Origin of the sequence: Actinopolyspora xinjiangensis, assembly GCF_900104475.1 — a bacterium.
Classification (GTDB): domain Bacteria; phylum Actinomycetota; class Actinomycetes; order Mycobacteriales; family Pseudonocardiaceae; genus Actinopolyspora; species Actinopolyspora xinjiangensis.
In genome coordinates, this window is record NZ_FNJR01000003.1 from 193,427 (window position 1) to 216,871 (window position 23,445).

At 67.0% G+C, this 23,445-nt stretch carries 21 protein-coding genes; 14 read left to right on the forward strand and 7 right to left on the reverse strand.

Going from position 1 to position 23,445, the window contains the following annotated elements:
• Nucleotides 1-5 precede the first annotated feature (5 nt).
• Nucleotides 6-1,013, forward strand: coding sequence for a sugar phosphate isomerase/epimerase family protein (locus BLQ75_RS05800; protein WP_092598930.1), 1,008 nt, complete (start codon nt 6-8; stop codon nt 1,011-1,013).
• A gap of 654 nt (nt 1,014-1,667) precedes the next feature.
• Here BLQ75_RS05800 and BLQ75_RS05810 read toward each other — a convergent pair.
• Nucleotides 1,668-2,627: a ScbA/BarX family gamma-butyrolactone biosynthesis protein gene (locus BLQ75_RS05810; RefSeq protein ID WP_092598936.1), complete on the reverse strand. Its 960-nt coding sequence runs from the start codon at nt 2,625-2,627 to the stop codon at nt 1,668-1,670.
• 181 nt (nt 2,628-2,808) lie between these two features.
• On the opposite strand from BLQ75_RS05810, the gene BLQ75_RS05815 reads away from it, so the two are divergent.
• Nucleotides 2,809-3,837, forward strand: a complete 1,029-nt coding sequence (locus BLQ75_RS05815; protein WP_244515263.1) for an MDR family NADP-dependent oxidoreductase — start codon at nt 2,809-2,811, stop codon at nt 3,835-3,837.
• A gap of 39 nt (nt 3,838-3,876) precedes the next feature.
• On the opposite strand, the gene BLQ75_RS05820 is transcribed toward BLQ75_RS05815, so the two are convergent.
• The 3 genes from BLQ75_RS05820 to BLQ75_RS05830 all read right to left on the reverse strand — a co-directional run bounded on the left by BLQ75_RS05820 (nt 3,877) and on the right by BLQ75_RS05830 (nt 6,729).
• Nucleotides 3,877-4,533 carry a ScbR family autoregulator-binding transcription factor gene (locus tag BLQ75_RS05820; RefSeq protein ID WP_244515264.1) on the reverse strand — a complete coding sequence of 219 codons (657 nt, stop codon included), beginning with the start codon at nt 4,531-4,533 and terminating at the stop codon, nt 3,877-3,879.
• Between the two features lie 107 nt (nt 4,534-4,640).
• Nucleotides 4,641-5,321 (reverse strand): ScbR family autoregulator-binding transcription factor, encoded by a 681-nt coding sequence (locus BLQ75_RS05825; protein WP_244515265.1) that lies wholly within the window; start codon nt 5,319-5,321, stop codon nt 4,641-4,643.
• A 247-nt stretch (nt 5,322-5,568) separates the two neighbouring features.
• Complete coding sequence (locus BLQ75_RS05830) at nt 5,569-6,729, reverse strand: glycosyltransferase (RefSeq protein ID WP_092599648.1); 1,161 nt, start codon at nt 6,727-6,729, stop codon at nt 5,569-5,571.
• A gap of 428 nt (nt 6,730-7,157) precedes the next feature.
• On the opposite strand from BLQ75_RS05830, the gene BLQ75_RS05835 reads away from it, so the two are divergent.
• From BLQ75_RS05835 to BLQ75_RS05850, 4 genes are all read left to right on the forward strand, one after another.
• Nucleotides 7,158-8,777, forward strand: a complete 1,620-nt coding sequence (locus BLQ75_RS05835) for an ATP-binding cassette domain-containing protein (protein ID WP_092598942.1) — start codon at nt 7,158-7,160, stop codon at nt 8,775-8,777.
• An 86-nt stretch (nt 8,778-8,863) separates the two neighbouring features.
• Nucleotides 8,864-9,787 (forward strand): class I SAM-dependent methyltransferase, encoded by a 924-nt coding sequence (locus BLQ75_RS05840; RefSeq protein WP_244515266.1) that lies wholly within the window; start codon nt 8,864-8,866, stop codon nt 9,785-9,787.
• Nucleotides 9,788-10,011: 224 nt separating this feature from the next.
• Complete coding sequence (locus tag BLQ75_RS05845) at nt 10,012-10,248, forward strand: hypothetical protein (RefSeq protein ID WP_092598945.1); 237 nt, start codon at nt 10,012-10,014, stop codon at nt 10,246-10,248.
• A 636-nt stretch (nt 10,249-10,884) separates the two neighbouring features.
• On the forward strand, nt 10,885-11,631 hold the full coding sequence (locus BLQ75_RS05850; RefSeq protein ID WP_092598948.1) for a formate/nitrite transporter family protein: 747 nt from the start codon (nt 10,885-10,887) through the stop codon (nt 11,629-11,631).
• 187 nt (nt 11,632-11,818) lie between these two features.
• Here the strand turns inward: BLQ75_RS05850 and BLQ75_RS05855 are convergent, their stop codons facing one another.
• On the reverse strand, nt 11,819-12,706 hold the full coding sequence (locus BLQ75_RS05855; protein ID WP_092598951.1) for a mycobacterial-type methylenetetrahydrofolate reductase: 888 nt from the start codon (nt 12,704-12,706) through the stop codon (nt 11,819-11,821).
• 668 nt (nt 12,707-13,374) lie between these two features.
• Between BLQ75_RS05855 and BLQ75_RS05860 the strand changes: the two genes are divergently transcribed.
• From BLQ75_RS05860 to BLQ75_RS05875, 4 genes are all read left to right on the forward strand, one after another.
• Nucleotides 13,375-14,091: a sulfite exporter TauE/SafE family protein gene (locus tag BLQ75_RS05860; protein WP_092598954.1), complete on the forward strand. Its 717-nt coding sequence runs from the start codon at nt 13,375-13,377 to the stop codon at nt 14,089-14,091.
• Between the two features lie 77 nt (nt 14,092-14,168).
• Nucleotides 14,169-14,681 (forward strand): O-acetyl-ADP-ribose deacetylase, encoded by a 513-nt coding sequence (locus tag BLQ75_RS05865; RefSeq protein ID WP_092598957.1) that lies wholly within the window; start codon nt 14,169-14,171, stop codon nt 14,679-14,681.
• Nucleotides 14,682-14,856: 175 nt separating this feature from the next.
• A complete protein-coding gene (locus BLQ75_RS05870) occupies nt 14,857-15,381 on the forward strand; it encodes a chorismate mutase (protein ID WP_170837349.1) in 525 nt (174 codons plus the stop codon).
• Between the two features lie 312 nt (nt 15,382-15,693).
• Nucleotides 15,694-17,178: a SulP family inorganic anion transporter gene (locus BLQ75_RS05875; RefSeq protein ID WP_211481211.1), complete on the forward strand. Its 1,485-nt coding sequence runs from the start codon at nt 15,694-15,696 to the stop codon at nt 17,176-17,178.
• Nucleotides 17,179-17,355: 177 nt separating this feature from the next.
• Here the strand turns inward: BLQ75_RS05875 and BLQ75_RS05880 are convergent, their stop codons facing one another.
• Complete coding sequence (locus BLQ75_RS05880) at nt 17,356-17,730, reverse strand: MerR family transcriptional regulator (RefSeq protein WP_092598963.1); 375 nt, start codon at nt 17,728-17,730, stop codon at nt 17,356-17,358.
• 437 nt (nt 17,731-18,167) lie between these two features.
• Here BLQ75_RS05880 and BLQ75_RS05885 point away from each other — a divergent pair, with 437 nt between their 5' ends.
• Complete coding sequence (locus tag BLQ75_RS05885; RefSeq protein ID WP_092598966.1) at nt 18,168-19,382, forward strand: cytochrome P450; 1,215 nt, start codon at nt 18,168-18,170, stop codon at nt 19,380-19,382.
• A gap of 289 nt (nt 19,383-19,671) precedes the next feature.
• The gene (locus BLQ75_RS05890; protein ID WP_170837350.1) at nt 19,672-20,697 is read left to right on the forward strand and encodes an MBL fold metallo-hydrolase; all 1,026 of its coding nucleotides are present in this window, start codon (nt 19,672-19,674) and stop codon (nt 20,695-20,697) included.
• Nucleotides 20,698-20,714: 17 nt separating this feature from the next.
• Here BLQ75_RS05890 and BLQ75_RS05895 read toward each other — a convergent pair whose 3' ends face one another.
• The gene (locus BLQ75_RS05895) at nt 20,715-21,815 is read right to left on the reverse strand and encodes an ABC-2 transporter permease (protein ID WP_244515267.1); all 1,101 of its coding nucleotides are present in this window, start codon (nt 21,813-21,815) and stop codon (nt 20,715-20,717) included.
• A gap of 297 nt (nt 21,816-22,112) precedes the next feature.
• Between BLQ75_RS05895 and BLQ75_RS05900 the strand changes: the two genes are divergently transcribed.
• Nucleotides 22,113-22,316, forward strand: coding sequence for a cold-shock protein (locus tag BLQ75_RS05900; protein WP_043573284.1), 204 nt, complete (start codon nt 22,113-22,115; stop codon nt 22,314-22,316).
• Nucleotides 22,317-22,594: 278 nt separating this feature from the next.
• Complete coding sequence (locus BLQ75_RS05905; protein ID WP_244515268.1) at nt 22,595-23,371, forward strand: hypothetical protein; 777 nt, start codon at nt 22,595-22,597, stop codon at nt 23,369-23,371.
• Nucleotides 23,372-23,445 lie beyond the last annotated feature (74 nt).

Genomic DNA, 23,445 nt, shown 5'->3' on the forward strand with positions numbered 1-23,445 from the left:
AAACCATGTCCCGACCGATCACACTGTTCACCGGCCAGTGGGCCGACCTCCCCTTCGAGGAGGTCGCACGGATGGCTTCGGAATGGGGATACGACGGGTTGGAGATCGCTTGCTGGGGCGATCACTTCGAGGTGGACAGAGCACTGACCGAGGAGAACTACATCCGGCGCAAACGGGAAGTGCTGGAGCAGCACAACCTCGACTGCTGGGTGCTGTCCAACCACCTGCTCGGTCAGGCAACCTGTGACTACCCGATCGACGAGCGCCACCGCAACATCCTTCCCCCCGAAGTGTGGGGTGACGGTGACCCGGAAGGGGTGCGGAGGCGTGCCGCGGACCGGATGCGAGACACCGCCAGAGCCGCCGCCGAGTTCGGTGTGGACAAAGTGGTCGGATTCACCGGCTCCCCCATCTGGTACACGGTGGCGATGTTCCCTCCCACGCCGGACGAGATGGTGCGGCGGGGGTACCAGGAGTTCGCCGACCGCTGGAACCCCATTCTCGACGTGTTCGACGACTGCGGTGTGCGGTTCGCACTGGAGGTCCATCCCACCGAGATCGCCTACGATTACTGGACCACGGTACGCACCCTGGAGGCGGTGGGGCACCGCAGCGCCCTGGGGCTGAACTTCGACCCCTCCCACTACGTCTGGCAGGGTTTCGACCCGGTCACTTTTCTGTGGGACTTTCGGGACCGCATCCTGCACGTCGATTGCAAGGAGGCCCGCGTCAGATCCAACGACGGCCGCAGCGGCCTGCTGGGCTCACACCTGCCATGGGGAGACCCCCGCCGAGGTTGGGACTTCGTCTCGACCGGTCACGGGCACGTCCCCTGGGAGGACTGCTTCCGCGCCCTCAACGCGATCGGTTACGACGGCCCCATCTCTGTGGAGTGGGAGGACGCGGGCATGGACCGACTGCGGGGAGCCCCCGAAGCGCTGGAGTTCGTGCGGAACTTGAACTTCACGCCACCGTCTACGGCGTTCGACGCGGCCTTCGGTTCCGAGGGCTGACACCACCGCCGTGGGAACGGCCCGCCCAAGGGACTCCTCACGGCCCCGTACCCGCGGATCTCCCCGCCGCACCGTCCCCGAGCGCGCGGACTCCGGCGACGGAACCGCTCGTCGAAAGGAAACCTCGGTGCTGCCGCTCGCTCGATGGGAGCGGCAGCACCGGAGAGGGTCGAAAACAGTCGGCGACCGGCTGGAGCGGACTGGACCGTGCCCCCGAAAGGGATTTCGGCTGTTCCCCGGCCACCACAGGCGCGACTCGCCGGAGAAACTCCTTACCCTTCCGAGGGAAGGGATCGTCCCGACCACGGCACCAGAATGACGAGCGAGGAATTCAACACGACCGAATCCGATTCCCCGGAAGTTCCGACCTCCACGAAAAATCCCCGTCCGTTCCGCACGGTTCTCCGGATCACCGGAGAGAACACGGCCGACCGCACCGGACGGCAGCATGGCGAACCACGTGAACGGTCGCCATGCCGACTTCCCCAGCAACCGGGTTCCTTCCGGTAGAGCAAAACCAGGACCTGCTCGGCTCCTCCGAGGCCGAAACCTCGCACGGGAGAATCGAGTTCAGGTGGACGGCGAACGAATCACGAGCCCGCGGTGGGGGTGTCGAACCGCGGACGATCCCCGCCCCAGCCCCCTCGGGACGACTCACCCCAGCCACGAACGAGAGAGTCGCCGAATTCTCACGGTCGAATCGACAGCGATCCTGTCCCGCTGTTCCAGGGTGACCCGCACGGCGTGGTCCGTACGGCTTTCCTCGTGCAGTCGGACGAAGCACGGCTCACCCAGCTCGATGTAGCTGTGGAAGTGGGTCTCCATTTCCACCGGAACCACCGTGTCGGGGCAGAATTCGGCGCGCACGGCCTGCCGCACCGCTTCCATGGCCGTCATTCCCGGAACGTGGTCCACCGGATGGTCGAACAGTACCGGGTGAGTACGACCGTCCCGCAGCAACCAGGTGCCTTCGTGGGGGGAAGGCGCCAGCAGCACGTCGGACGGACAGTTACGTCCGACCTGTTGCGGCGAGAGCGGATCCGGCAGCTCCGTCTGGTCGGCGTTGGCCGCGAAATCCTCACATCCGGCGCGAAGACGTGCGTAAGCCGCGGAGGAGATACAGCTGTAGGGCAACGTGGCCCCGCCGACGAACACACCGTCACGGTAGCCCCGCACGTGCATGTCCGCACCGGCGAAGTTCTTGCCGCGCCTTTTGACGTTCTCACAACGGATTTCCAGCACGATGTGGGCCGGGGTGTCGGTGAGGCGGAGAGCGTCGGGCTCGACCCAGTACTTCAGCGTGTCCATGATGAACTGGTGCCCGTAGGGAACACCGAAGCCCATGTGTCCCACGACCAACCCGGCCTGCCGCACCGCTTCCACGAACAGGAGAGGGTCGTGAGTACCCGCGACCGGCCCGTATAAGGCATGCGCACGAGGTAACTGTGCCCCCAGTACGAAATCGTTTTCGTCGCGTTCACCGTAACTGGTAACCAGAACCTCGGTGTTCGCGGCACGATGTACCCAGTGTCGCGGCAGACTCTGATCAAACGAGACGACCGGTTGTTCGCGAGGCACTTCGGTCACGGTTTCAACGGCGACACTCGTGGTCATACAGTCCTCCACAGTATATAAAGATACCTACCGTGCGGTTTGAATCCCCCTACTGTTGAGCATAGAGACCGGTTAGTCGGTTTTTCAAGAGTGGGCTCGGTACTCTTTGAGAGGAAAGTTCGACCGACCGACGCACTCGGCCACCCGGGGAGTCGGCAAGGCGACGATTGGCGGTGTTGCCGTGACCACGGAACCGGACAGCGCACTGCGGAAGGGCAACCGGGAAGTGCATCTCGCGCGGGCCGGCGGAATGCCGCTGACCCCGGAGCACTTCCGTCTGGTCAGCACACCGCTGCCGACGCCGGGCCCCGGCGAGGTGTTGGTGCGCAACCGCCTCATGGCCGTGACGGCCGCGATGTGCACCATGGCGGTCGCCGATGGCCTTCCGATGCCCTCCTACCAGGTGGGAAGTCCACTGTGGGGTGCCGCTGTCGGTGACGTGGTCACGGCGGACCCGACCAGCGGGATAGAACCGGGCACGCGCGTCAGCCACGGCCTGGGGTGGCGCGAGTACGCGGTACTGGAAGCGATGTCGGTCGAACCCGTCGACACGATCGCCGCGCACGATCCCGGCGTGCCGCTCTCGCACGGCGCCCCCGCATGGGCGGCACTGACGCGCGTCGCCCGGGTACGGCCGGGGGACACGGTCTTCGTGAGCGGCGCCGCCGGAGGCGTCGGCACACTGGCCGGGCAGATCGCACGACACCTCGGAGCGAGGAGAGTGGTGGGCAGCACCGGTTCGCCCCGAAAGGCCGATTACCTGCGCCGTGAGCTCGGTTACGACGAACTCGTGCTGCGTGGCGACTCGGCGATCACGGAGCAGTTGCGAAAGGCCGCGCCGGACGGACTCGACGTCGTGTGCGACACCGTGGGTGGCGAACAGCTGGAGGCTGCGGTGGAGCGCGCGAACAACGGAGCACGGGTGGCACTGCTGGGCGCGTTGTCCGGCCAACTCGGCGGGGACGGCATCAGTGCGCCGACCCGGCTGGACTCCGCACTCCTGATCAGACGACGAATCGGGATCCACGGTGTCTCGTTACGGGACCACCAGGACGCGGAGCGCGAATGGAACCGCGAGTTCGCCCACGGACTCGCGACGGGGGAGTTCACTTTTCCGTGTACCAGACTGCACGGGCTAGAGCGGGCTCCTCAGGCACTCAGGGAACTCAGCGCCGGTGAGCACATCGGGACCGTACTGGTAGAGCTCTAGAGCGGTCCGTCACGGACGGAGGCTTTCACACCGCCGGGATCACGAGGAGGCGACGTCAGTGGTCCCGTGCTGTGCCATGTCGTACTCCGGAACGGTGTCGAGCTCATCATCGTGGTCACCGCTGCCGTAGGGGTCGATGCGTGCCAGCACTCCCGGTGTCGCGATTCCGGGCAGCAGATGGCGCCAGAGCGCCGCGACGCGCTCACACACGTCCTCGCGGTTGGTGGCGGCCTGCGAGAACAACTGGACCCCGAGGTAGGAGGACACGAACGTCTCGGCCGTCTCCTGGGCGGAGACCGTGGGCAGCACCTCGCCGGCCTCCTGGGCGAAGGCGAACAGAGAGCGGAACACGTCGGTCCACTGGCGGTACGGAACGATCGGCTCGTCACCGAACCCGGTTTCGACCGCGATCCGGGTACCGGCCTGCAACAGCGGATCGCGCTGCAGTGACCGAGCGACCCGCTGCGACAGGTCAACGGCGTCCTGCAGCCGCGACATCGTCGCAGGCACGGTCGAAATGCTGGTCTGCTCCTCGATCACCGCTTCGGCCAACGCCTGCTTGGAGGGAAAGTGGAAGTACATCGCACCTTTGGTCACCCCGGCGTGTTCAAGGATCTCGGAGATCGTCGCACCCTCGTAACCACGTGCGGCGATCACTTCGGCCCCCGCCCGCAGTACCAGAGCTCGAGTCCGCACCGCACGTTCCTGCTTAACCAAAATCTCCTCCATCACGATGCCGCGAACGCCGGCATCCCCGCCACATCGGATCCGCTTCTTCGGGAATACCTCCTCCGACAAACATATCAATCCAACCGGACGGTACTTTCCAAGACGGAATCGTCACTCACACCGGCGGCGCACCACTGAGGCGGTGTCCCGACCGACGATTCCGCGGTCCGCGCTGTCCGCTGACGCACGTGCAGCAGCATGTGCCGGACGCGGTCCACACCCCCCTCATCCCACCATGCGGGATCACGCCGGGCGAGGACCTCCACCCCGGCCCCCGCCGATACCAGCAGGACGGCCTCCGCCTCCAGATCCATGTCGGCGGGAACCTCGCGCTGCCTGCGGGCACGAACCAGCAACCGATACACCACCCGCCACCACTCGCGATACGGATCGATCGAGAACCTGCTGGTCACATCGGTTTCCCGAGTCAGTCTGACCATCGCGCGAGCGATCACGTCGTGCCGGAGCGCACGGGCGAGAGTCGCGTACAACAGGACCAACGTGTCCAGCGCGGAGCGGTACCGGCGATAGTGCTCCATCACCACCCTGCCCAGGCGCTCGATCCCGGACTCGTAAACGGCGTCGGCCAGTTGCTCCTTGGAGTCGAAGTGGAAGTACAGGGCACCTCTGGACACCCCGGCGGCCACCACGATCCGAGTCAACGTCGCTTCCCGCACCCCGTCCCGTTCGACGACCTCGGCAGCGGCGCGCACCACCAGCTCTCTGGTCCGTTCGGCCCGCTCCTGTCTCGTCATCACGTAACGTCCTTCTTGTCTATCGTGAATCAAACCAACTGCGTGGTTTAAATGTTTACATGATACCGCCGAGTCAAGAGAAGAACCAACAGACTCCCCGAACGAGCTACGACGAGCACGCGACAGGGGACGAGACCATCACCAGCCCCGCTCGAATCCACCGCCTGAGGCCGGGCTGGCTCCGAAGGTCTCCACGGAACGTCCGCACGACACACCGGACGGGCGGAAAAGCACACTTTCGACGGACTCAACCGAACATCTCGGACAGTCGCTCAACGACACTCGCCGAGCCTGGAGCCGCCGCGATCTCGTCGGCCAACGAACGTGCCGCGGTCACGGTGTCCCGGTCGCCCAGCAGCCCCTTCATCGCGGCGGCCACGGCCTCCCCACTGTTGTCCTCTGGAAGTATTCTGCTCCCCGCTCCGGCGGCCACAACGCTGGCGGCATTGTCGAACTGGTCGGCCCCCTGGGGGAGGAACAGCTGCGGAACCCCCGAGGCGAGCGCTGCCAGGGTGGTCCCGGCCCCACCGTGGTGCACCACGAGATCCAGCCGGGGAATCAGGCGGGCCTGCGGAAACCAGGAACCGACCGTGACGTGGCCCGGCAGCCCCCCGATGTCCTCGGCCCGCACCCGGGGGCCTGCGGAGACGAGCAGATCCACGTCGAACTCGGAGATGACCCGCGCGGTCGTGCGCAACACCTCGGCGCTACCGAAGGCGGTTCCCAACGTCAGATAAACCAGCGGGCGGTCACGCCGTTTCGCGGTCACCACTCCGGGGAGATCGCCGGGTTCGGCGAACGGCACCGGTCTTATCCCGATGCGGTTGGGTAACGCGAGAACACCGGGATCCTGCAGGGAAGGCGGAAAGATGTCCAGATAGGTGTTTCCGAGAGCTCCGGAAACCCCGACGGGCAAGGACACTCCCAGCTCCCCCGCCAGCTCACGCAGCGGCCCGTCGAGCACGGTCGCGAAGACACCCGCCAGTTCCCTGCCGAACCCGTGGCAAACCGCCGGTGTCCCCTCCAGCGCGGCGGCGAGCGCCGCACCGGGATTGCCGGTCTCGTAAACGAGCAGGTCGAATCGACGGGACCGTAGTATCCCCCGGACGTCGGGCACGAAACGACGCGGCAGCACATCGCCGAACAACCGTGCGACCACTCGATCGCGCTGCCGTGACGGGAGTTCCTCGGATGTGGCGCGGTCGTCACGCGCCACGACCGCGTCGAAAGCGTCGAAGACGGGCACACCGGCCTCGGCGAACTCGACACCCGCCGCGTGAACGGCCGAGCGCAGTTCACCGCCCGTGGCCACGACCACTTCGTGGCCCGCTTCCCGTGCCGCCGCCGCGAGCGGCAACAATGGATAGCAGTGTCCGTGCGTCGCTATGGCGGAAAACAGAATGCGCACCCGGACCAAAATAGTGCTCCGCCGAACGCGCTCGCCAGATCTCCACACGAAATTGGGCTTTTCGAGTGGACGTCCCACACCCGGACGAGAACCACCGAACAGACCGGACACCCGGGGTTCGAAGCTACGGCCGTGGGCTCGTCCGGCCAACGTCTGCCACAGCGGTGGGGAAGCCCGCTGCCGCGAAAGGACTTGCCGATCGGCGGGAGGTCTCCGTAGACTGGTCACGGTTCTGTCGCCATTCCGGGGAGGGAAAGTGCGCCGCTGAGGTCTCGAGACACCGTGCGCCCACCAGGGCGCGCAGTGACGCGACCTCGGAACGAGCGCTGCCCCGAATCCAGCGCCTGTCCTCCTTCCGCGGCCCCCTCGTGTGGTGGCGCGGTGTCTCCCGCGCTTGAGCATTCGAACGAACCGCTGGAGACACGACGATGTCCGCACACGATCAGGCTTTAGTACACTGCGCCGGAGTATCCTTCCACTGGCCGGACGGCACCGTGGTGCTGCGCGACCTCGACTGGACGGTGCCGGCGGGACGCACCGGTGTGATCGGTCCGAACGGAACCGGCAAGTCCACCCTCCTGGAGCTGATCGCCGGCGAGCTGGCCCCGCGCTCGGGATCGGTACGAACGTCCGGTGAACTCGGCTATCTGCCGCAACGGCTCACGTTCGGGCGGACCGCCCGCGTCGATGACGTTCTCGGTATCAGGGCACGCCGTACGGCGCTGCGGGCCATCGAGCGCGGTGATACCGAGGAGGAACACTTCGCGGTACTGAACGAGGAGTGGGACGTCGAAGAACGCTGCGCGAAAGCACTGGGCGAACTCGGCCTGGGACACCTCGGGCTCGACCGGGGGCTCGACGGGCTGTCCGGCGGCGAACTGGTACTGCTGCACCTGGCGGCGCTGTTGCTGCGTCGCCCGGACGTGTTGCTGCTGGACGAACCGACCAACAACCTCGACCGGAGGGCACGGCACCTGCTGTACGAGGCGATCCGTTCCTACGACGGGGCGCTGATCGTGGCCAGCCACGATCGTGAACTGCTCGAACTCGTGGACCGGATCGCCGAGCTGCGCGAGGCCACCGTGCACGGCTACGGCGGGAATCTGGCCCACTACGAGGCCGCGGTGGCCGCCGAGCGGGAAGCCGCCGAACGCTCGCTGCGAACCGCCGAATCCGAAGTAAAACGGCAGCGAGACGACCTGACCCAAGCGCGGGTGAAGCTGGACAAGCGACGGGCTCGGGACGAGCGGACGAGCTCCGGGAACCGCGAGCCACGAGTCTTGACTGGGCAACGGAAACGGGACGCGCAGCTCTCAGCGGGCAAGCACCGGATACTGCACGAACAGCGGCTCGATCAGGCCCGGCGGCGATTGGCCGAAGCCCGGGAACGGTTCCGTGACGAAGAGGACATCCGAGTGGATCTTCCCGCCACCGCCGTACCCAACGGCCGCCGAGTGCTCTCGATGCGTCACGCCGAGCTGTGCAACGGCGTGCGGATCCCGGAACTGCGGTTGCGCGGCCCGGAACGGGTGGCGTTGAGCGGCCCGAACGGCGGGGGCAAGTCCACGTTGCTGCACACCGTGGCGGGACTGCTCTCCGCGGAGCACGGCACGGCCGAGACCGCCGTGCCCCTTCGGTACCTGCCGCAACGCCACGAGGTGCTCGACGAACGACTCTCATTGGCCGAAAACGTGGCGCGGTTGGCCCCCGAGGCGACGAACAACGAGATTCGGGCACGCCTGGCACGCTTCCTGTTCAGGCAGCGACGCGCGGACCAGCCGGTACGAACCCTGTCCGGCGGAGAACGTGTCCGCGCGGCGCTGGCAGGGCTGCTGTTGGCGGAACCGGCTCCACAGCTGTTGCTGCTGGACGAACCGACCAATAACCTCGACATGGCCGGCACTCGCAGGCTGGCCGAGTCGCTGGCCCACTACGAGGGAGCGCTGCTCGTGGTCAGTCACGACGTGTCGTTCCTGCGAGAGTTGAACATCACCAGGTGGCTGTGGCTGGCCGAGGAGCTGACCGAGACGGATCCCGAACGCCCGTGACGCCGAGAAGCCGAAGCGCCGGTCGCCCCAATCACGTGTGCGGGTGAACGTATCGCCACCTCCCGAGGAGCGGCCCGGGGAGATCGTTGCGGGGACACAGCTTCGCGCGGCCCCACTTCCGGGAGGTGGTGCGGGACGATGTGGTCATGCGACTGTCGCTACCACGTCCGGATCCGGACTCGATCAGCCCGACCGCGCACTACACGGCACACGTCTGGACTCGGAACGGGCTCGGCGGCCACGAGTTCTCCACCGCGCGGGGACGGCTCTACTACGAGGTGCTGCGACCGTTCATGGCCGTCAGCCGAAAGCTGGACGGTCCCGTGCTGGAGGACATGCTGCTGGCGAGGCACCGGGTGCTCGACCACCTGCTCGAGAAGGAGATGGTGGAGGGGCGCGTCAACCAGGTGATCGAGCTGGCCTCCGGGCTCTCCCCTCGCGGCCACGAGTTCTCGCGCCGTCACGGCTCGTCGATCACCTACGTCGAAACGGACCTCGCGGACATGGCTGAGCGGAAACGGAACGTCCTGCGCGAAGTCGGTTCACTCGGCAGGCACCACCGGGTCGAGGCACTCGACGTGGGGAGCGGTGACGGTGTCGGCGAGCTGCGTCGACTGGCCGGGGCGCTGGACCCGGCCGGTGGGTTGGCTGTGGTCAGCGAGGGACTGCTGAACTATCTACCGGTCGGCGCGGTGCGGGGGCTGTGGGCCGGGCTCGGAGGGCTGCTGAACCGGTTCGAGCACGGGATCTACCTGTCTGATCTGCACGTGGCCGCCGACAACCGCGGCGTGCTCAACACCGTGGGAGCCAAGCTGCTCGGCACGTTCGTGCGCAGCGGCACGCACTTCCACTTCACGTGGGCCGACGAAGCAGCCGCCGCGCTGCGAGCCAGTGGGTTCGGGAGCGTGGAACCGCACAGCCCCTCTGAGTTCGCGGGCCGGGTGGTCGACGCCGAACGTCCGCACGCCGATCTGGTGCGGATCATGGCCGCCTCGCCCGCCACGAAGTGAGAGGATCACGGATCTGCACCCCACCACAGGGCATGGAGTTCCCGGAAGGCGGGAGGAGAGAAGAAGAGCCGCCGCGAGGATGGTTCCCCCGCCGCGCGGGAACGGACCCGTCCGGCTGCGACGTGGCGCACGGAGCAGTGAGCTTCACCTGCGCGGGCGGCACTCGGACGGTCCTGACGTATGCTGCGGCCTCGCGACAGTGTCCGCAGTCCGAGCGAGGCCCCATGAACTCCCGAAGGCTTACTTTCGTGCTCGTCCGCACCGCCGTTTTCCTGGTGGTCGGACTGGTCCTGTTCACCGTCATCGGGTGGTCCCCGTTCGCGACGTTCGCGGTGGTGCTGATCGGAGCGGCGATGGCGGTGCAGCTGGGTGGTGTCGTCTGGTTGCGCCGTTCCGAGGCAGCCGCGGGGGAGTCGCCGGGCGGTACTACGGGGCCTCGGCGAACCCGAGCGGACGAGTGATTCGCACCACAGCACCGCGGAGTCGGCTCGACCGGAACAGCGGCGTCGGAAACCGGCAAGACAGGTGAGCACCCCGGACGGTACTGTCACACTCCACCAACCGGAGTCCCGGGGGCCGGCGACACCGCTGTGCGCGATCGGTTCGGCTCGCCGGGAATGCATGGCGGTGGCCACGTGTTGCCGGGTCGGCCCCTTCCACCGACGACCACTGTCAGCCCGAAACCGTCCTCGCCACGAAGGTCGAGCGCACCGACTCACGGCGGTGCCGTTCCGTCGTGTGCGGATCCGCGCACACCAGCAAAAACGATCTTCCCGGACCAGCCGGGAAAGCTCCTAGCACCCTCCCGCTAACAATTTCCCCACCGGGGGGTTACGCCCGGAATATCGGCTTTGCGACACTTGCGGGCCGCGGCTCGAACAGCGACCTTCTCCCGGGCAGTAAGTCTCTTTTCCACTGACCGGCATCACATGACGTTCGTGACCGCGCGGCGACCGAGGCCGATACACCCGGGAATCAGTCATTACACCTTCGAATACGAACACAGGTAGGTCGTGGTTACTAAGCAGATTGAGCAGCCTAGTCACGTTGTCACCCCACACGCGCCGGAAAGTCGACAACGACCGCGCGAGAACGAGGTGGACCGTGCCATCGATCGGATCATCGAGAAGGGGCGTCCCCGTCTCTACCGAACGTGGCCGCAGCTGTTGGCGACCGCACTGGTCGCCGGGGTGGAAGTGGCGCTGGGCGTGCTCGCTCTGCTGACCGTTCAACAGAGCACCGGCAGTCCACTGCTGGCCGGGCTGGCTTTCTCGGTCGCCCTGATCGCCCTGCTGCTGGGTCACGCCGAGCTGTTCACCGAGGGGTTCCTCGTGCCCATCGTGGTGGTGGCGGCCCGGCAGGCGACGTGGCGACGCCTCGCGCGCTTCTGGGGCGGCACCCTGGTGGGAAACCTGGTCGGCGGGTGGGCGCTGATGTTCGTAGTGGTCACAGCTTTTCCCGGCCTGCACGAGACGGCCGTGACCATGGGCGGCAAGTTCGCCACCGCCACGCTGTCGCCGAAGAACCTGTGCCTGGCCATCCTGGCGGGTAGCGCGATCACATTGATGACCAGGATGCACAACGGCACCGACAACGACATGGCGAAGCTCACGGCCAGCGCCGTCACCGGCTTCCTGATCGTCGGGACCGGTATGCACCACTCGATACTGGATTCGCTGCTGATATTCGGCGGGATTCACGCGGGAGCCGAGTACGGCTACCTGGAGTGGATCACGTGGTTCAGCTGGACCCTGCTGGGCAACATCATCGGCGGGGTCGGAATCACCACCGCACTGCGGCTGATCCGGGGATACGCACGCATCCGGGAGTGGCGACAGGCCTGAGAAGCCGTCCCGGTATCCGATCCCGGCTCAGGCCGGGATCGGGGGGGATCCCCGCGAAGAGCTCCGCTCCCCGACCGCTCCACCTCCGAACGCGTTCCGGTCGTACAGGTCGGCACAGGGGCGAGTGAAAGCACATGCGGGCGGCGAAACGGTACGACCGGTTTCGCCGCCCGCATCCGCTCGCCCGTCAGCTCGGGCGCGGTGACCAGTAGTCCAGCATCTCAGCGAAGGTCTCGAAGGCGGGCTTGGAGTTGCCGTACGGCGCCTCCAGGTGGATGCTCAGCGGGAAACCGAGGTCCCTGACCCCGTCGACGACCCGCTTGTAGAGGTCCACGAGTTGGCGCTTGCGCTCCTCGAAGGACTTCTCCGCCAGCCTGGCGACGAACTCCTGCTCCTGCTCGACCACGGGGTTGCCCGGGTCCTGGATGAGCCAGTCGATGAGCTTGGCCTTGCTCTCGGCCCCCGGTACGAAACCGAACGAGAGCAGGATCTCCGGGCGATGGGGGGTCTGCTGCGCGAACTCCTTGAGGAAACCGACGATGGAATCCGAGTACAGCAGCTGGGTCATGCCGTAGGTGGCACCCCGCTCGCACTTGAAGTTGAACCGACCGTGCTCCCCCTCGCGAGTCGGGATGAGGATGACACCCCGGTTGGGAACCGTCTCCTTGAACTCGGCCAGCGCGTCGGTGGGAGCCATCCCCGGGCCCTCACCATCACTCATGTTGCGCGGCACACCGACGAAGGCGATGCCTTCCATACCGGCGTTTCGCAGATCGCCGATGCGGTCGGTCAGCTGCCGCTTGTCGTGGAAGGCGGTGACCTGCGTGCACAACCCCCGCACATCACCGATCTCCGGACGGACGGCATGCCAGAAGTCGAGCGTGTCCATCTTCTGCTTGATCTCCACCGGACGATCGTCGTCCTCGGCGATCAAACCGGGGATCATCAGGTGCTGGATGCGGTCCCCGAGCCCGGACGTGCGGCAGCTCTCGGCCACCTTGCGGCCTTCCTCAACTGCGCTCTCCACACCGCCGTCCTGATCGGGCGGCACCAGTTCGAGTGCGATCGTTTCCATGTCGGCCTCAGGTTTTCCTTCTGTCGACGTCGGTCACGGCGGATCGCGGCCACCGTTGGAGGCGAGCCTGCACCACCGCGAGCACGATTCGTGCCACGAGCGAGCAACGTACGGCGGTCAACCACCGGTAAACACCTCCGAACGGAGCAGCAGCACTACTCTGAACGGAGTAGTGCACCGTGTTTCGGGAATGCTGCCATCCGACGAAGCGGCAGGTCAGCCCCCACAGGGAACGGCCGGCACCATCGCGGTTGCGCCATCCCGGTGACATCTGTCGCATTCACCAGCCCCGGTCGCCGGAACGACCACCTGAGCAGGCCACGGGAAACCGAGCGCACGACCCCGGAAACCACCCGATTGCGCTGGGATTTTCCACGACAGAAAACCTCACCGGGAACCGGACCTCGGCATTCGCGGGGACGCTCGACGAGGTCTCGATCCGCGCGCCGCCCGGAAGGTGTCCGATTCGCCACTTTCAAGAGGTCATGGCACCGGCTGAACGCGCGGAACCACATCGACCTCACACGCGAGCCCTCGACAACGAGAGCCCCACCTCCCCGACAGGGCTATGACCTCGAACACAACCGAGGAGTCCCCCGCCGACGGTGCCTCCCTGGCAGGCGTTGACTCGGGGAGGCCGACCACGCCCGAGACGACCGAGGAAGCGCGTGAGCATCTGGATACTGCTGCTGGCCGGGACGATCGTGCTCGGCGGAGCGGTCGTGCAGGGAGCGGTGGGATTCGGGATGAACCTGATCGCGGCTCCGTTGCTGGCGATCGCCGATCCCGAGCTCGTGCCGGTTCCGTTGTTGTTGACCGCGTCCGCGTTCGCGATCCTGCCACTGCTGCGGGAACGCGGGCGGGCCGACTGGCGTGGAGTTCGTTGGGGGCTGTTCGGCAGGGTGCCCGGCACCGCCCTCGGCGTGGCCGCCCTGGCGCTGCTTCCGAACCGCTGGTTGGCGGTGCTGATCGGTGGCGTGGTGCTGGTCTCCGTACTGCTGTCGCTGGTCTCGTGGCACCCCAGACCGGTACCGGGGACGCTGTTCACGGCCGGTTTGTTCAGCGGTGTGTTCGGAACCGCCGCCGCGATCGGTGGACCGCCGATCGCGCTGGTCTACCAGCGCACCGCCGGGCCGACGGTGCGCACCACACTCAGCGCCTACTTCGCACTGGGCTCGTTGCTCTCGTTGACCGCTCTCGTTGCCACGGGGCAGGTCCAGGGTGAGCAACTGCTGGCGGCTGGGATCCTGTTCCCGTTCGCGCTGCTGGGATTCCTGCTCTCCGGCCCGCTGCGACGAGTGCTCGACAACGGGCGCACCCGTCCAGCGCTGCTCGTGGTGGCGGGCCTGAGCGCGGCGATGCTGCTGGGCAAGGCGCTGTTCTGAGTCGACTCGGCCCGTGTCGCATCCGACCTCCCGGTCACGAGTGGAACAGCGGGAGGTGCGGCTACGAGAATACGGACATGCACATCACGGCGACGCGGGGTGACATCACCGAACAACGAGTCGACGCCGTGGTCAACGCGGCCAACTCCACCCTGCTGGGTGGCGGCGGTGTCGACGGTGCCATTCATCGAGCTGGTGGGCGGGAGATCCTGCGTGCCTGCGAACGGTTGCGCGCCAACGACTACCCCGAGGGACTCCCGGTGGGGGAGGCCGTCGCCACCACGGCGGGTGAACTACCCGCCCGCTGGGTGATACACACCGTCGGCCCGACCTACTCCGCCACGCGGGACCGCTCACGGCTGCTGGCCGCCTGCCACCGGGAGTCCCTCCGGGTCGCGGACTCGTTGGGGGCGACCAGCGTGGCTTTTCCCGCGATATCGACAGGCGTCTACCGGTATCCGGTCGATGAGGCCGCGGAAGTGGCCGTCAACGCGATCCGCGAAACGGACACCGATGTGGAACTCGTGCGGTTCGTCCTGTTCGACGAGCGGACGTATCGCGTCTTCGCCGCCGTGACCGACCGGCAGTAGTTCCTCCGGAGCTGGAACGGGTACGTCCCGCTCATGCTTCCGAGCGAGATCGACATCTTCGGACGGGAGTCACGGCCGTTCCGTGCCAGAGGAGTAGGGGAAGTTTCCGACCCGAAACAGGAACGCAGCGATCACTGTGATCCGTGCGAGAGCACGCCTCACGACCGGGGTTCTCGTGCCCCTGGCGAGCCTGGGGCTCGCACTTCCGGCCGCCACCGAATCCGAAAACACCGATTTCGGACCTCTGGTCCGGCCGGCCGCCGAGCGGCTGGCGGTGGCCGATCAGGTGGCGGCCGCCAAGTACGAGAGCGGTGACCCCGTGGAAGCTCCAGCCCGGGAGCGCGAGGTACTGGCCGAGGTATCCGAGCACGCCGAGCGCGCGGGGCTCGACCCCGCGGTCGCGACCGAGGTGTTCCGGGACCGGATCGAGGCGAACAAGCTGGTTCAGCGGTGTTTGATCTCCAGGTGGGAAAGCGGCACCACGGCTCCCCCGCGAGGGCATCCGGACATGGACGATGTCCGTGACCGAACAGACGAGATCAACCAGGGTCTGCTGGACACATTGCTCGGCACCAAGTCCGTCCGCCACGATCCGGGCTGCCGTGCGGAACTGACCAGGACGAGCATCCGGGCGGCCTCGAGGCTGGACGCGCTGCACGCTCGGGCACTGGGACGGGGGCTGCACTCCGTGTGCCGCTGAACGGTTTCCCTCCCCGGCGGATGAACGGGCCCGCCCGGTGCGGGTACCGCTCGTCCGCCGGAACATCACCATCTCTCCTCCCCTGCGGAACGAGCCGAGAGAGCGGTCAGCACGGCGGGGGATCTTTCGGGGGCGGTCGGTTTCCGGGATGTTCACGGCCGGGATGTCGACGTGGATCACACTCCGATGTACGTCACATTACGGCCATCATTGCCGTTACGTAACGGTAGAGTGCGGTGCGGTCGCGTGAGCCCCACGGGTGTGGCTCCGCTCGAATCGATCCCATCCGAACTTCTCCTCGCACGAAAGAAGATGATGTCGCTTCCCGCTGTCCTGCGAACACGTCCGTCATGGCTGTCCCCGCGCGTGCTGCGCACCGAAGTACTGGCCGGACTCGTCGTCGCGCTCGCGCTCATCCCCGAGGCGATCTCGTTCTCCATCATCGCCGGGGTCGACCCGCGCGTCGGACTGTTCGCCTCGTTCACCATGGCGGTGACTATCTCGCTGGTCGGCGGGCGCCGTGCCATGATCTCGGCGGCCACCGGGGCGATCGCGCTGGTCGTCGCCCCCGTGGCCCAGCAGCACGGCGTGGAGTACCTGGTGGCCACCGTGATTCTCGGCGGTCTGTTCCAGGCGACGCTGGGTGTGCTCGGCGTGGCCCGACTGATGCGCTTTCTGCCCCGCAGCGTCATGGTCGGATTCGTCAACGCGCTGGCCATCCTGATCTTCACCGCACAACTGCCCTACCTCACCGACGTCCCCTGGAGCGTCTACGCGCTCGTGGCGGTGGGGCTGGCGCTCATGGTCGGCCTGCCCCGGCTGACCACGGCGATCCCGGCCCCGCTGGTGTCCATCGTCGCGCTCACCGCGTTCACCGTGGCGGCGGGCATCGCCGTTCCCACCGTCGGCGACCAGGGCGAACTGCCGAGCACCCTGCCGGTGCTGGGCATCCCCGCCGTGCCGATGACCCTCGAGACCCTGCGGATCATCGCCCCGTACGCGCTGGCACTGGCCCTGGTCGGACTCATGGAGTCACTGATGACCGCCAAACTCGTCGACGACATCACCGACGAGCACTCCGACAAGACTCGCGAGTCCTGGGGTCAGGGCGTGGCCAACATCGTCACCGGCTTCTTCGGCGGCATGGGCGGCTGCGCCATGATCGGCCAAACCATGATCAACGTGAAGTCCAGCGGGGCGAGGACCAGATTGTCCACTTTCCTCGCCGGGGTGTTCCTGCTGGTCCTGGTCGTGACACTGGGTCCGGTCGTGGCCATGATCCCCATGGCCGCCCTGGTCGGGGTCATGATCATGGTCGCGGTGGGCACCTTCGACTGGCACAGCCTCCACCCGAGAACGCTGCGCATGATGCCCAAGAGCGAAACAGCCGTGATGCTGGCCACCGTCGCGGTCACCGTGTTCACCCACAACCTCGCCATCGGAGTCGTGATCGGCGTCGTCGTGGCCCTGGTGCTGTTCGCCCACCGAGTGGCACACCTGGTCCACGTCGACAGCGTCCTCGACCCGGACGGCAGCACGAAGATCTACCGCGTGACCGGCCAGCTCTTCTTCGCCTCCAGCAACGACCTGGTCTTCCAATTCGACTACGCGGGCGACCCGGACAACGTCGTCATCGACCTCTCCGGAGCACACATCTGGGACGCCTCCACCGTGGCCTCACTCGACGCCATCGAAACCAAATACCACCAGCGCGGCATCACGGTCTCGATCACCGGCATGAACGAACCGAGCAAACAACGCCACGCCGCACTGGCGGGGCAACTCGGCGGCCACTGAGCGGTTCGGCGGCGGAAAAGCCCCGAGCTGACCGGTGGGCCTCCCCGCCGGTCAGCGGCCGAACGAACGCACGGCAGACCTCTCACACACGTCGTCGGGGGCGGAACGGGCAACCCGCGCCGTCCCCGATGAGCCGTTCCGGCGAGCTCCACCCTCCGATCGACCGGGCCCAGTCGCTCAGGAGAGTCGCTGCCGCAGGGTTGCCGCGAACTCCTCGGCGACCCGCAATCGTTCCCGCAGGTCGGCACAGCGCTGACGCACCTCGTCGTGGAACTCCTCCAGCCTGTGCCTGCTCTCCTCCGACAAGCCCTGCTCTCCTTCGGACTCGTCGAGGATCCCCAGCAGTTCGCGCATCTCCTCGAGCTGGAAGCCCAGCGGCTTCATCCGCTTGATCACGTTCAGCCGCTCGATGTCCGGCTCGGTGTAGAGCCGGAAACCACCCTGACTGCGCGTGCTCGGCGCCACCAGGCCGACTTCCTCGTAGTAGCGGATCGTGCGCAGTGAGAGACCGGTGCGTTCGGCGACCTCACCGATCTGCACATGCCCGGACACGATCGCGCCCCTTCCCACGCCACGGCTGTCGACGGCCAGGCCGCCACGGCTGGATCACCGTCGACCGTCGATTGTCGCCCAGAGCCTCGGCCACTTCGTAACCGACCTCCGCCGTCCCCACTCGGAACCGGCCGGGCGACACCACACGGAGCCCGGCTTCGGCGAAGCGCGAGTACCGCTCCGCCGAAGCCGAGCCGGAGAGTTCCCGACTCGAAGAACCGCTCCTGGCGAACCGAGCCGCATCCGTCGCGGCGTGAGTCCGCGAGCGGAAAGACGAGCACCCCCGCACGGCGCGGACTCACCCGAAAATCCCATCACCCGAATCTTGTAGCGAAACGAAGCTCCCGAATACACTGAAAAAATCACCATCGATCAGAAAGATCGTCCCGCCCCCGTGCGCGGGGAAGAACCGCGCAAAATCCCACCGGGAGGACGTTGTGCAGACACCCAACACGGAAACACCGGTTTTCCCCTTCGCCAACTCCTCGGCCAACCACGTCGACGAGATCTACACTCGACTGAGAACCGAAAACCCGGTGAGCAGGGTCGTGCTGTCGGGCGTGCCGGTGTGGCTGGTGACGCGGAACGAGGACGTGAGGTTCGTCCTGTCGGACAACCGTTTCAGCCTGGCCAGAAGTCTCGACGAGGACATTCCGAGACTGGGCACGTTCGCGCCGCAACCCGGGTCGATCCTGGCTTCGGACCCTCCCGAGCACACCCGTATCCGCAAACTGGCCGCCAAGGCCTTCACGGTTCGCCGCATCGAGCGACTGCGCCCCTACGTGCGGCAGACCTCCGAGGAACTGCTCGACCGGCTCACGCGGCACGGGAGCCCCGCGGACCTGGTCGAGAATTTCGCCGCCCCGCTTCCCATCAAAATCATATGCACCATACTCGGCGTCCCCGAAAAGGACCAGTCCAAATTCCGCGACTGGACGGAGAAGATCGCCAGTGTGACCGGAACTCCTCTCGAGGAGGTACAGGCGGGCTGGGAACAACTGCAGGACTACACGACCGACCTGGTGAACGAAAAACGGCGGAATCCCACCGACGACCTGCTCAGCGCCCTGGTCTCGGCTCGTGACGAGGACGACAAACTGAGCGAGCAGGAACTCGTGCAATTCGGGCTCACGCTGCTCGCCGCCGGTCACGAGACGACCAAGAATCAGCTCGCCAACTCGGTCCTGGTGCTGCTGCGCCACTATCCGGAACAATGGCGACGCCTGCGCGAGAATCCCGAGCTGATCCCCGGTGCGGTCGAAGAACTGCTGCGCTACGTGCCACTGTTCGGTTTCGACGTGACCTTTCCCCGGGTGGCTCTCGAGGAGGTCGTCCTCAACGGAGTGACCGTGCGCGAGGGCGATACCGTGCTCGTCGCGCTGTCCTCGGCGAACCGTGACGGCGATGTCTTCGACGCCCCCGACACCCTCGACGTCGAACGCGTGGACAACCACCACCTCGCCTTCGGCAGCGGAGTGCACCGCTGCCTGGGGGCCCAGCTGGCCAAGATCGAGCTCGAGGTGGGGCTTGAGGGTCTGCTGCGTCGCTTCCCCCACATGGAAACGGCCCTGGACGGCGAGGAGCCGCGCTGGAAGCCGGGCAGCTTCATCCGCTCCCTGCGGGAACTTCCAGTCCGCTGGGGTACGACCTGATGAGCCTTCCTCGTGCCACCGCCCGGCGGTAGTGCTTCACACAACCGCGGTGAGAGACCGGCCGGGGACTCCCGCCGACGGTCCCGCTCCGGCAGAGCTCCGAGGCGGCGGGAACCATCGGCTCCTCGCGAGACGTGCCGTTCGGGCACGACCGCGTAGGCGGCCCCACTCGCGTCGTCCCCGGCACCCCGCTATCCGAAGAGGTTGGTGAGCTGTGTCGCACCCGCTCGATCGAATACCGACCGCGTGGTATGCCTGCCGATCACAGGTTGACGCCGTGGAGGTGAGCATGTCGGGTGCGGACTGGACACGACCGGGAGCCCACGAGGTCGCCCCGGGGGTGCATCGGATTCCGCTGCCGATGCCCGGGGACGGATTGCGCGCGGTGAACGTGTACGCGATTCGTGACACCTCGGCCATCACCCTGGTCGACGGCGGCTGGGCGCTTGCCGAGTCCCGCGACCGGCTGGCCGAAGCACTGGCCACGCTGGGGGCGGAGCTCACCGACATAACCCGTGTACTCGTCACCCACGTCCACCGGGACCACTACACCCAGGCGGTGACACTGCGGAACGAGACCGGATGCCGAATCGGACTCGGAGCCGCGGAACGGCCCAACCTGCGACGCCTCATGGCCTCCGATCACGTACCGATGCGAACCCAGCGCGAGCAACTGCTGGAGTGCGGTGCCAAGAACCTCGTCGACGCACTGGCCGCCGAGTTCGACATCCCGGAAGCCCTTCCCCCGGAAGGCACCTGGCAGGAGCCCGACGAATGGCTCGACGAAACGACGGACCTGTGCCTGGGGGAACGAACACTGCGCGTGCTCCCGACACCGGGCCACACCCGAGGCCACGTGGTGTTTCTCGACGAGGCCGAGGGCCTGATGTTCACCGGTGACCACGTGCTGCCGCACATCTCCCCCTCCATCGCGCTGGAACAGGCCCCCAACCCGTTGCCGTTACGGGATTACCTCGACTCGCTGCGGATGGTCCGCTCGCTGCCGGACGCGCGAATGCTGCCCGCCCACGGCCCGGCGGGGACGAGCGTGCACTCCCGGGTCGACGAACTGCTGCGACACCACGAACGACGGTTGACGACCATGGCCACGACGGTCGCAGAGGGCGCGGAAACCGCCTACCACGCGGCGCGGACGCTGACCTGGACCCGACACGGATACGCGTTGGACGAACTCGACACGTTCAACCGCGCCCTGGCGGTACTCGAGACCGCGGTCCACCTGAAGCTCCTCGTCGAACAGGGACGCCTCGACACCGAACTGGTGGAAGGAGTCGCGTACTACACCCCGCGCTGATCCGCGGTCCGAAACGATCAGTAGAAGGCGCCCGCGCTGGGATCGCCGTCTTCGCGACGGGCCCGTAGCAACGCCCCCAGCAGTGCCACCACCACTCCTCCCAGGGCGTAGGCAGCGATGACGAGCACGTCGCCCGTCACGTGGTGGGAGCCGAAGTAGACGATGTGACGCACGGCCTCGGTCCCGGCGCCGTTGGGCAGCGCCCCGCTGATCGCACGCCAGAAGGCGGGCAGCATCTCGGGGGCATAGGCGCCTCCCGCGCTCGGGTTCCCGAGCACGACGAACAGCAACACCGTCAAACCGATGCCCAGCACCCCGAACAACGCCTGAAACGCCATGGTCACCGCCGCGGCCGCGAACACCAACAACGCGCCGAGCCACCAGAGCGGGACGACGTGTCCGGTCAGCGCCTCCAACCACGGCCCGACCACGAGCGCTCCACCGAGCCCGGAAACCACCGCGTAGAGCACGACGGCGGCCAACCTGATCGACGCACGGGTCGGATTTGCGGGACGCGCCCCCCTCGACACCCCCAGCAACGAGGCCACAAGGTACCCGCCGACGGTCCACCCCACCACCAGGTAGAACCCCGTCAGCCCTCGGGAGTCCCCCGGCTGGGCCGGAACCACGTCGCGCACCGAGAGCGAGCGCTGCCTCTCCCGCTGGACCTGACCGACGATTCGTTCCACCGCCTCGGCCTTTGCCGAACCACCGGCCGTGGCTAGCAGCAGCCGATCGGCCGAGGAGGCCGGTTCGAGCACGAACACCGCCGAGGTGGCACCTTCGGTGAGCAGCTGCCGCGCGCTCGACAGGTCGACGCCGGTACGAGCTCGCAGCGGTTCCTCGGGCAGATCGTCCAACCGGTCCGCCATGGGCTCGGCAGCGGGGGCGGGACCGACGACGGTCACGGCGATCCGGTGCGGAGCGGGTTGGTGGAACGCCCCCACGTAGGACAGTATGAAGCCGAGCTGCAACAGCAGCACCCCGACGATCAGCAGAAACGTCCGGCCCGACACGGCGTCGCGTATCTCGCCGGCGAACCGACCGGACGAGGGCCGGTCCGCGGTGGTGTCGACGTCCTCGGGGGACTCGGAGTCGTCCTCGTTCCGTCTTCTCACGCCCGTACCACCTTCACGACGGTTCGTTGCCACACGCGCTCACCCACTGTGCCCGAGAGCGCGGGCACGGGCTTTTCGATCTGTTGCCGCGCGAGTACTGCACCCGCCGACGAAGGTGTGTATGATTGGCCTCGGTCGTTTTCTGGAGTCGTGTTAGAGCACGTTCGCAGATAGTTGGTGCGGGCGAGCAGCTGTCTTTGGTGTAGCTGGAGTAGGCGCCGTCTGAGATCCACGACCGTTGGGTGGCCGTACGGGACGGCCACCGGTGACCTAAACAGCTCCCGAAAGGAGACAGCCATGCCGCAGGGAACCGTGAAGTGGTTCAGCTCGGAGAAGGGCTTCGGCTTCATCGCCCCCAACGACGGCGGCCCCGACGTCTTCGTACACTACTCCGCGATTGACGCACCGGGCTTCCGCACGCTCGACGAGGCGCAGGAAGTGGAGTACACGGTCAGCCAGGGCGCCAAGGGCCCGCAGGCCGACACCGTACGGGCGCTCTGACTCCGAGCTTCGAACCCGGAACACATACGACGAGGCCCGCTCACCGCGCGGTGAGCGGGCCTCGCTCGTCTCTCCCCGGAGGGGCATCTCCCGAACCGACGGGAACGACACCGACGGAGCCCCTCGGAGGCGGGGGCGCAGCAAGGCACCGAACAGCGCACGACGATGCTCGGCCGAACGGCGGTGTGCGCTCTCCAGGTGGGGCACGGAAGTGAAGAACTCGTCACATCAACCGCACTGAACCCCACTGAATGTGATGACGGTCGCAGCGTGCCGACGTGCTCGACTGTAAGAGTGGGCGGCCGATGGCCGTTCCCGAGTTGCGAACGCGGTCCCGCACGGTCGAACCGTTCGCCGAAGCCGAGTATCCCGAACATCCCTATCCCGGTGCGCGCCCGGACTGCTCCTTCGTCCACCTCGACGGTGTCGGGTACCCACTGCTGCCCGACCCCACGACACCCTCAGGGTGGCGAGTGCGCACCGGCAACGGAGCAGACCTCTGTCTGGACGCGTGGCTCGTCGAGCAGGGCGCCGCACCACTGCGGCGACGGCGGCCTGTACTGGCCTACGGCTCCAACGCGTGCCCGGAGAAGATCGGGTGGCTGCGCGAGAACCTGGCCCTGACCGGCCCGGCCGTGGTGTTGCGTGCGGAGTGCTCCGGCCTGGCCGCGGTGTGGTCCTCGGGGCTGCGTCCCCGGGACGGCCAGCGGCCCGCCGTGCTCGCCGCGGCGTCGGGAGTCACCGAGCAGCACACGGTCTGGTACGCCACGGCCGAACAGCGCCGGGTACTCGACCGCTGCGAAGGTCGCGGGAAACGCTACCGGCTGGTCCGGCTGCACGATTCCACCGCGATCGAGCTGGAGAACGGTCAGACTCCCGATCGGGTGCTCGCCTACACCGCGGCGATCCGGGAAATGGCCCCACTGCTGGTGAACGACTCAGTGGTGCGGTGCGCGGAACTCGGACAACAACAGGCACTCGGACTACGGGGCAACCCCGCCGCGGGTGACGGCCTGGCCTGTTCCGAGATCGTGGGTGAACCCTCACCGGCATGAACCGGTCTCCGGGACCGGAAAGCCGTCCCCGAGCTCTCCGCTTGGGAACTACGATCGAGTAACTTCGCCGTTCT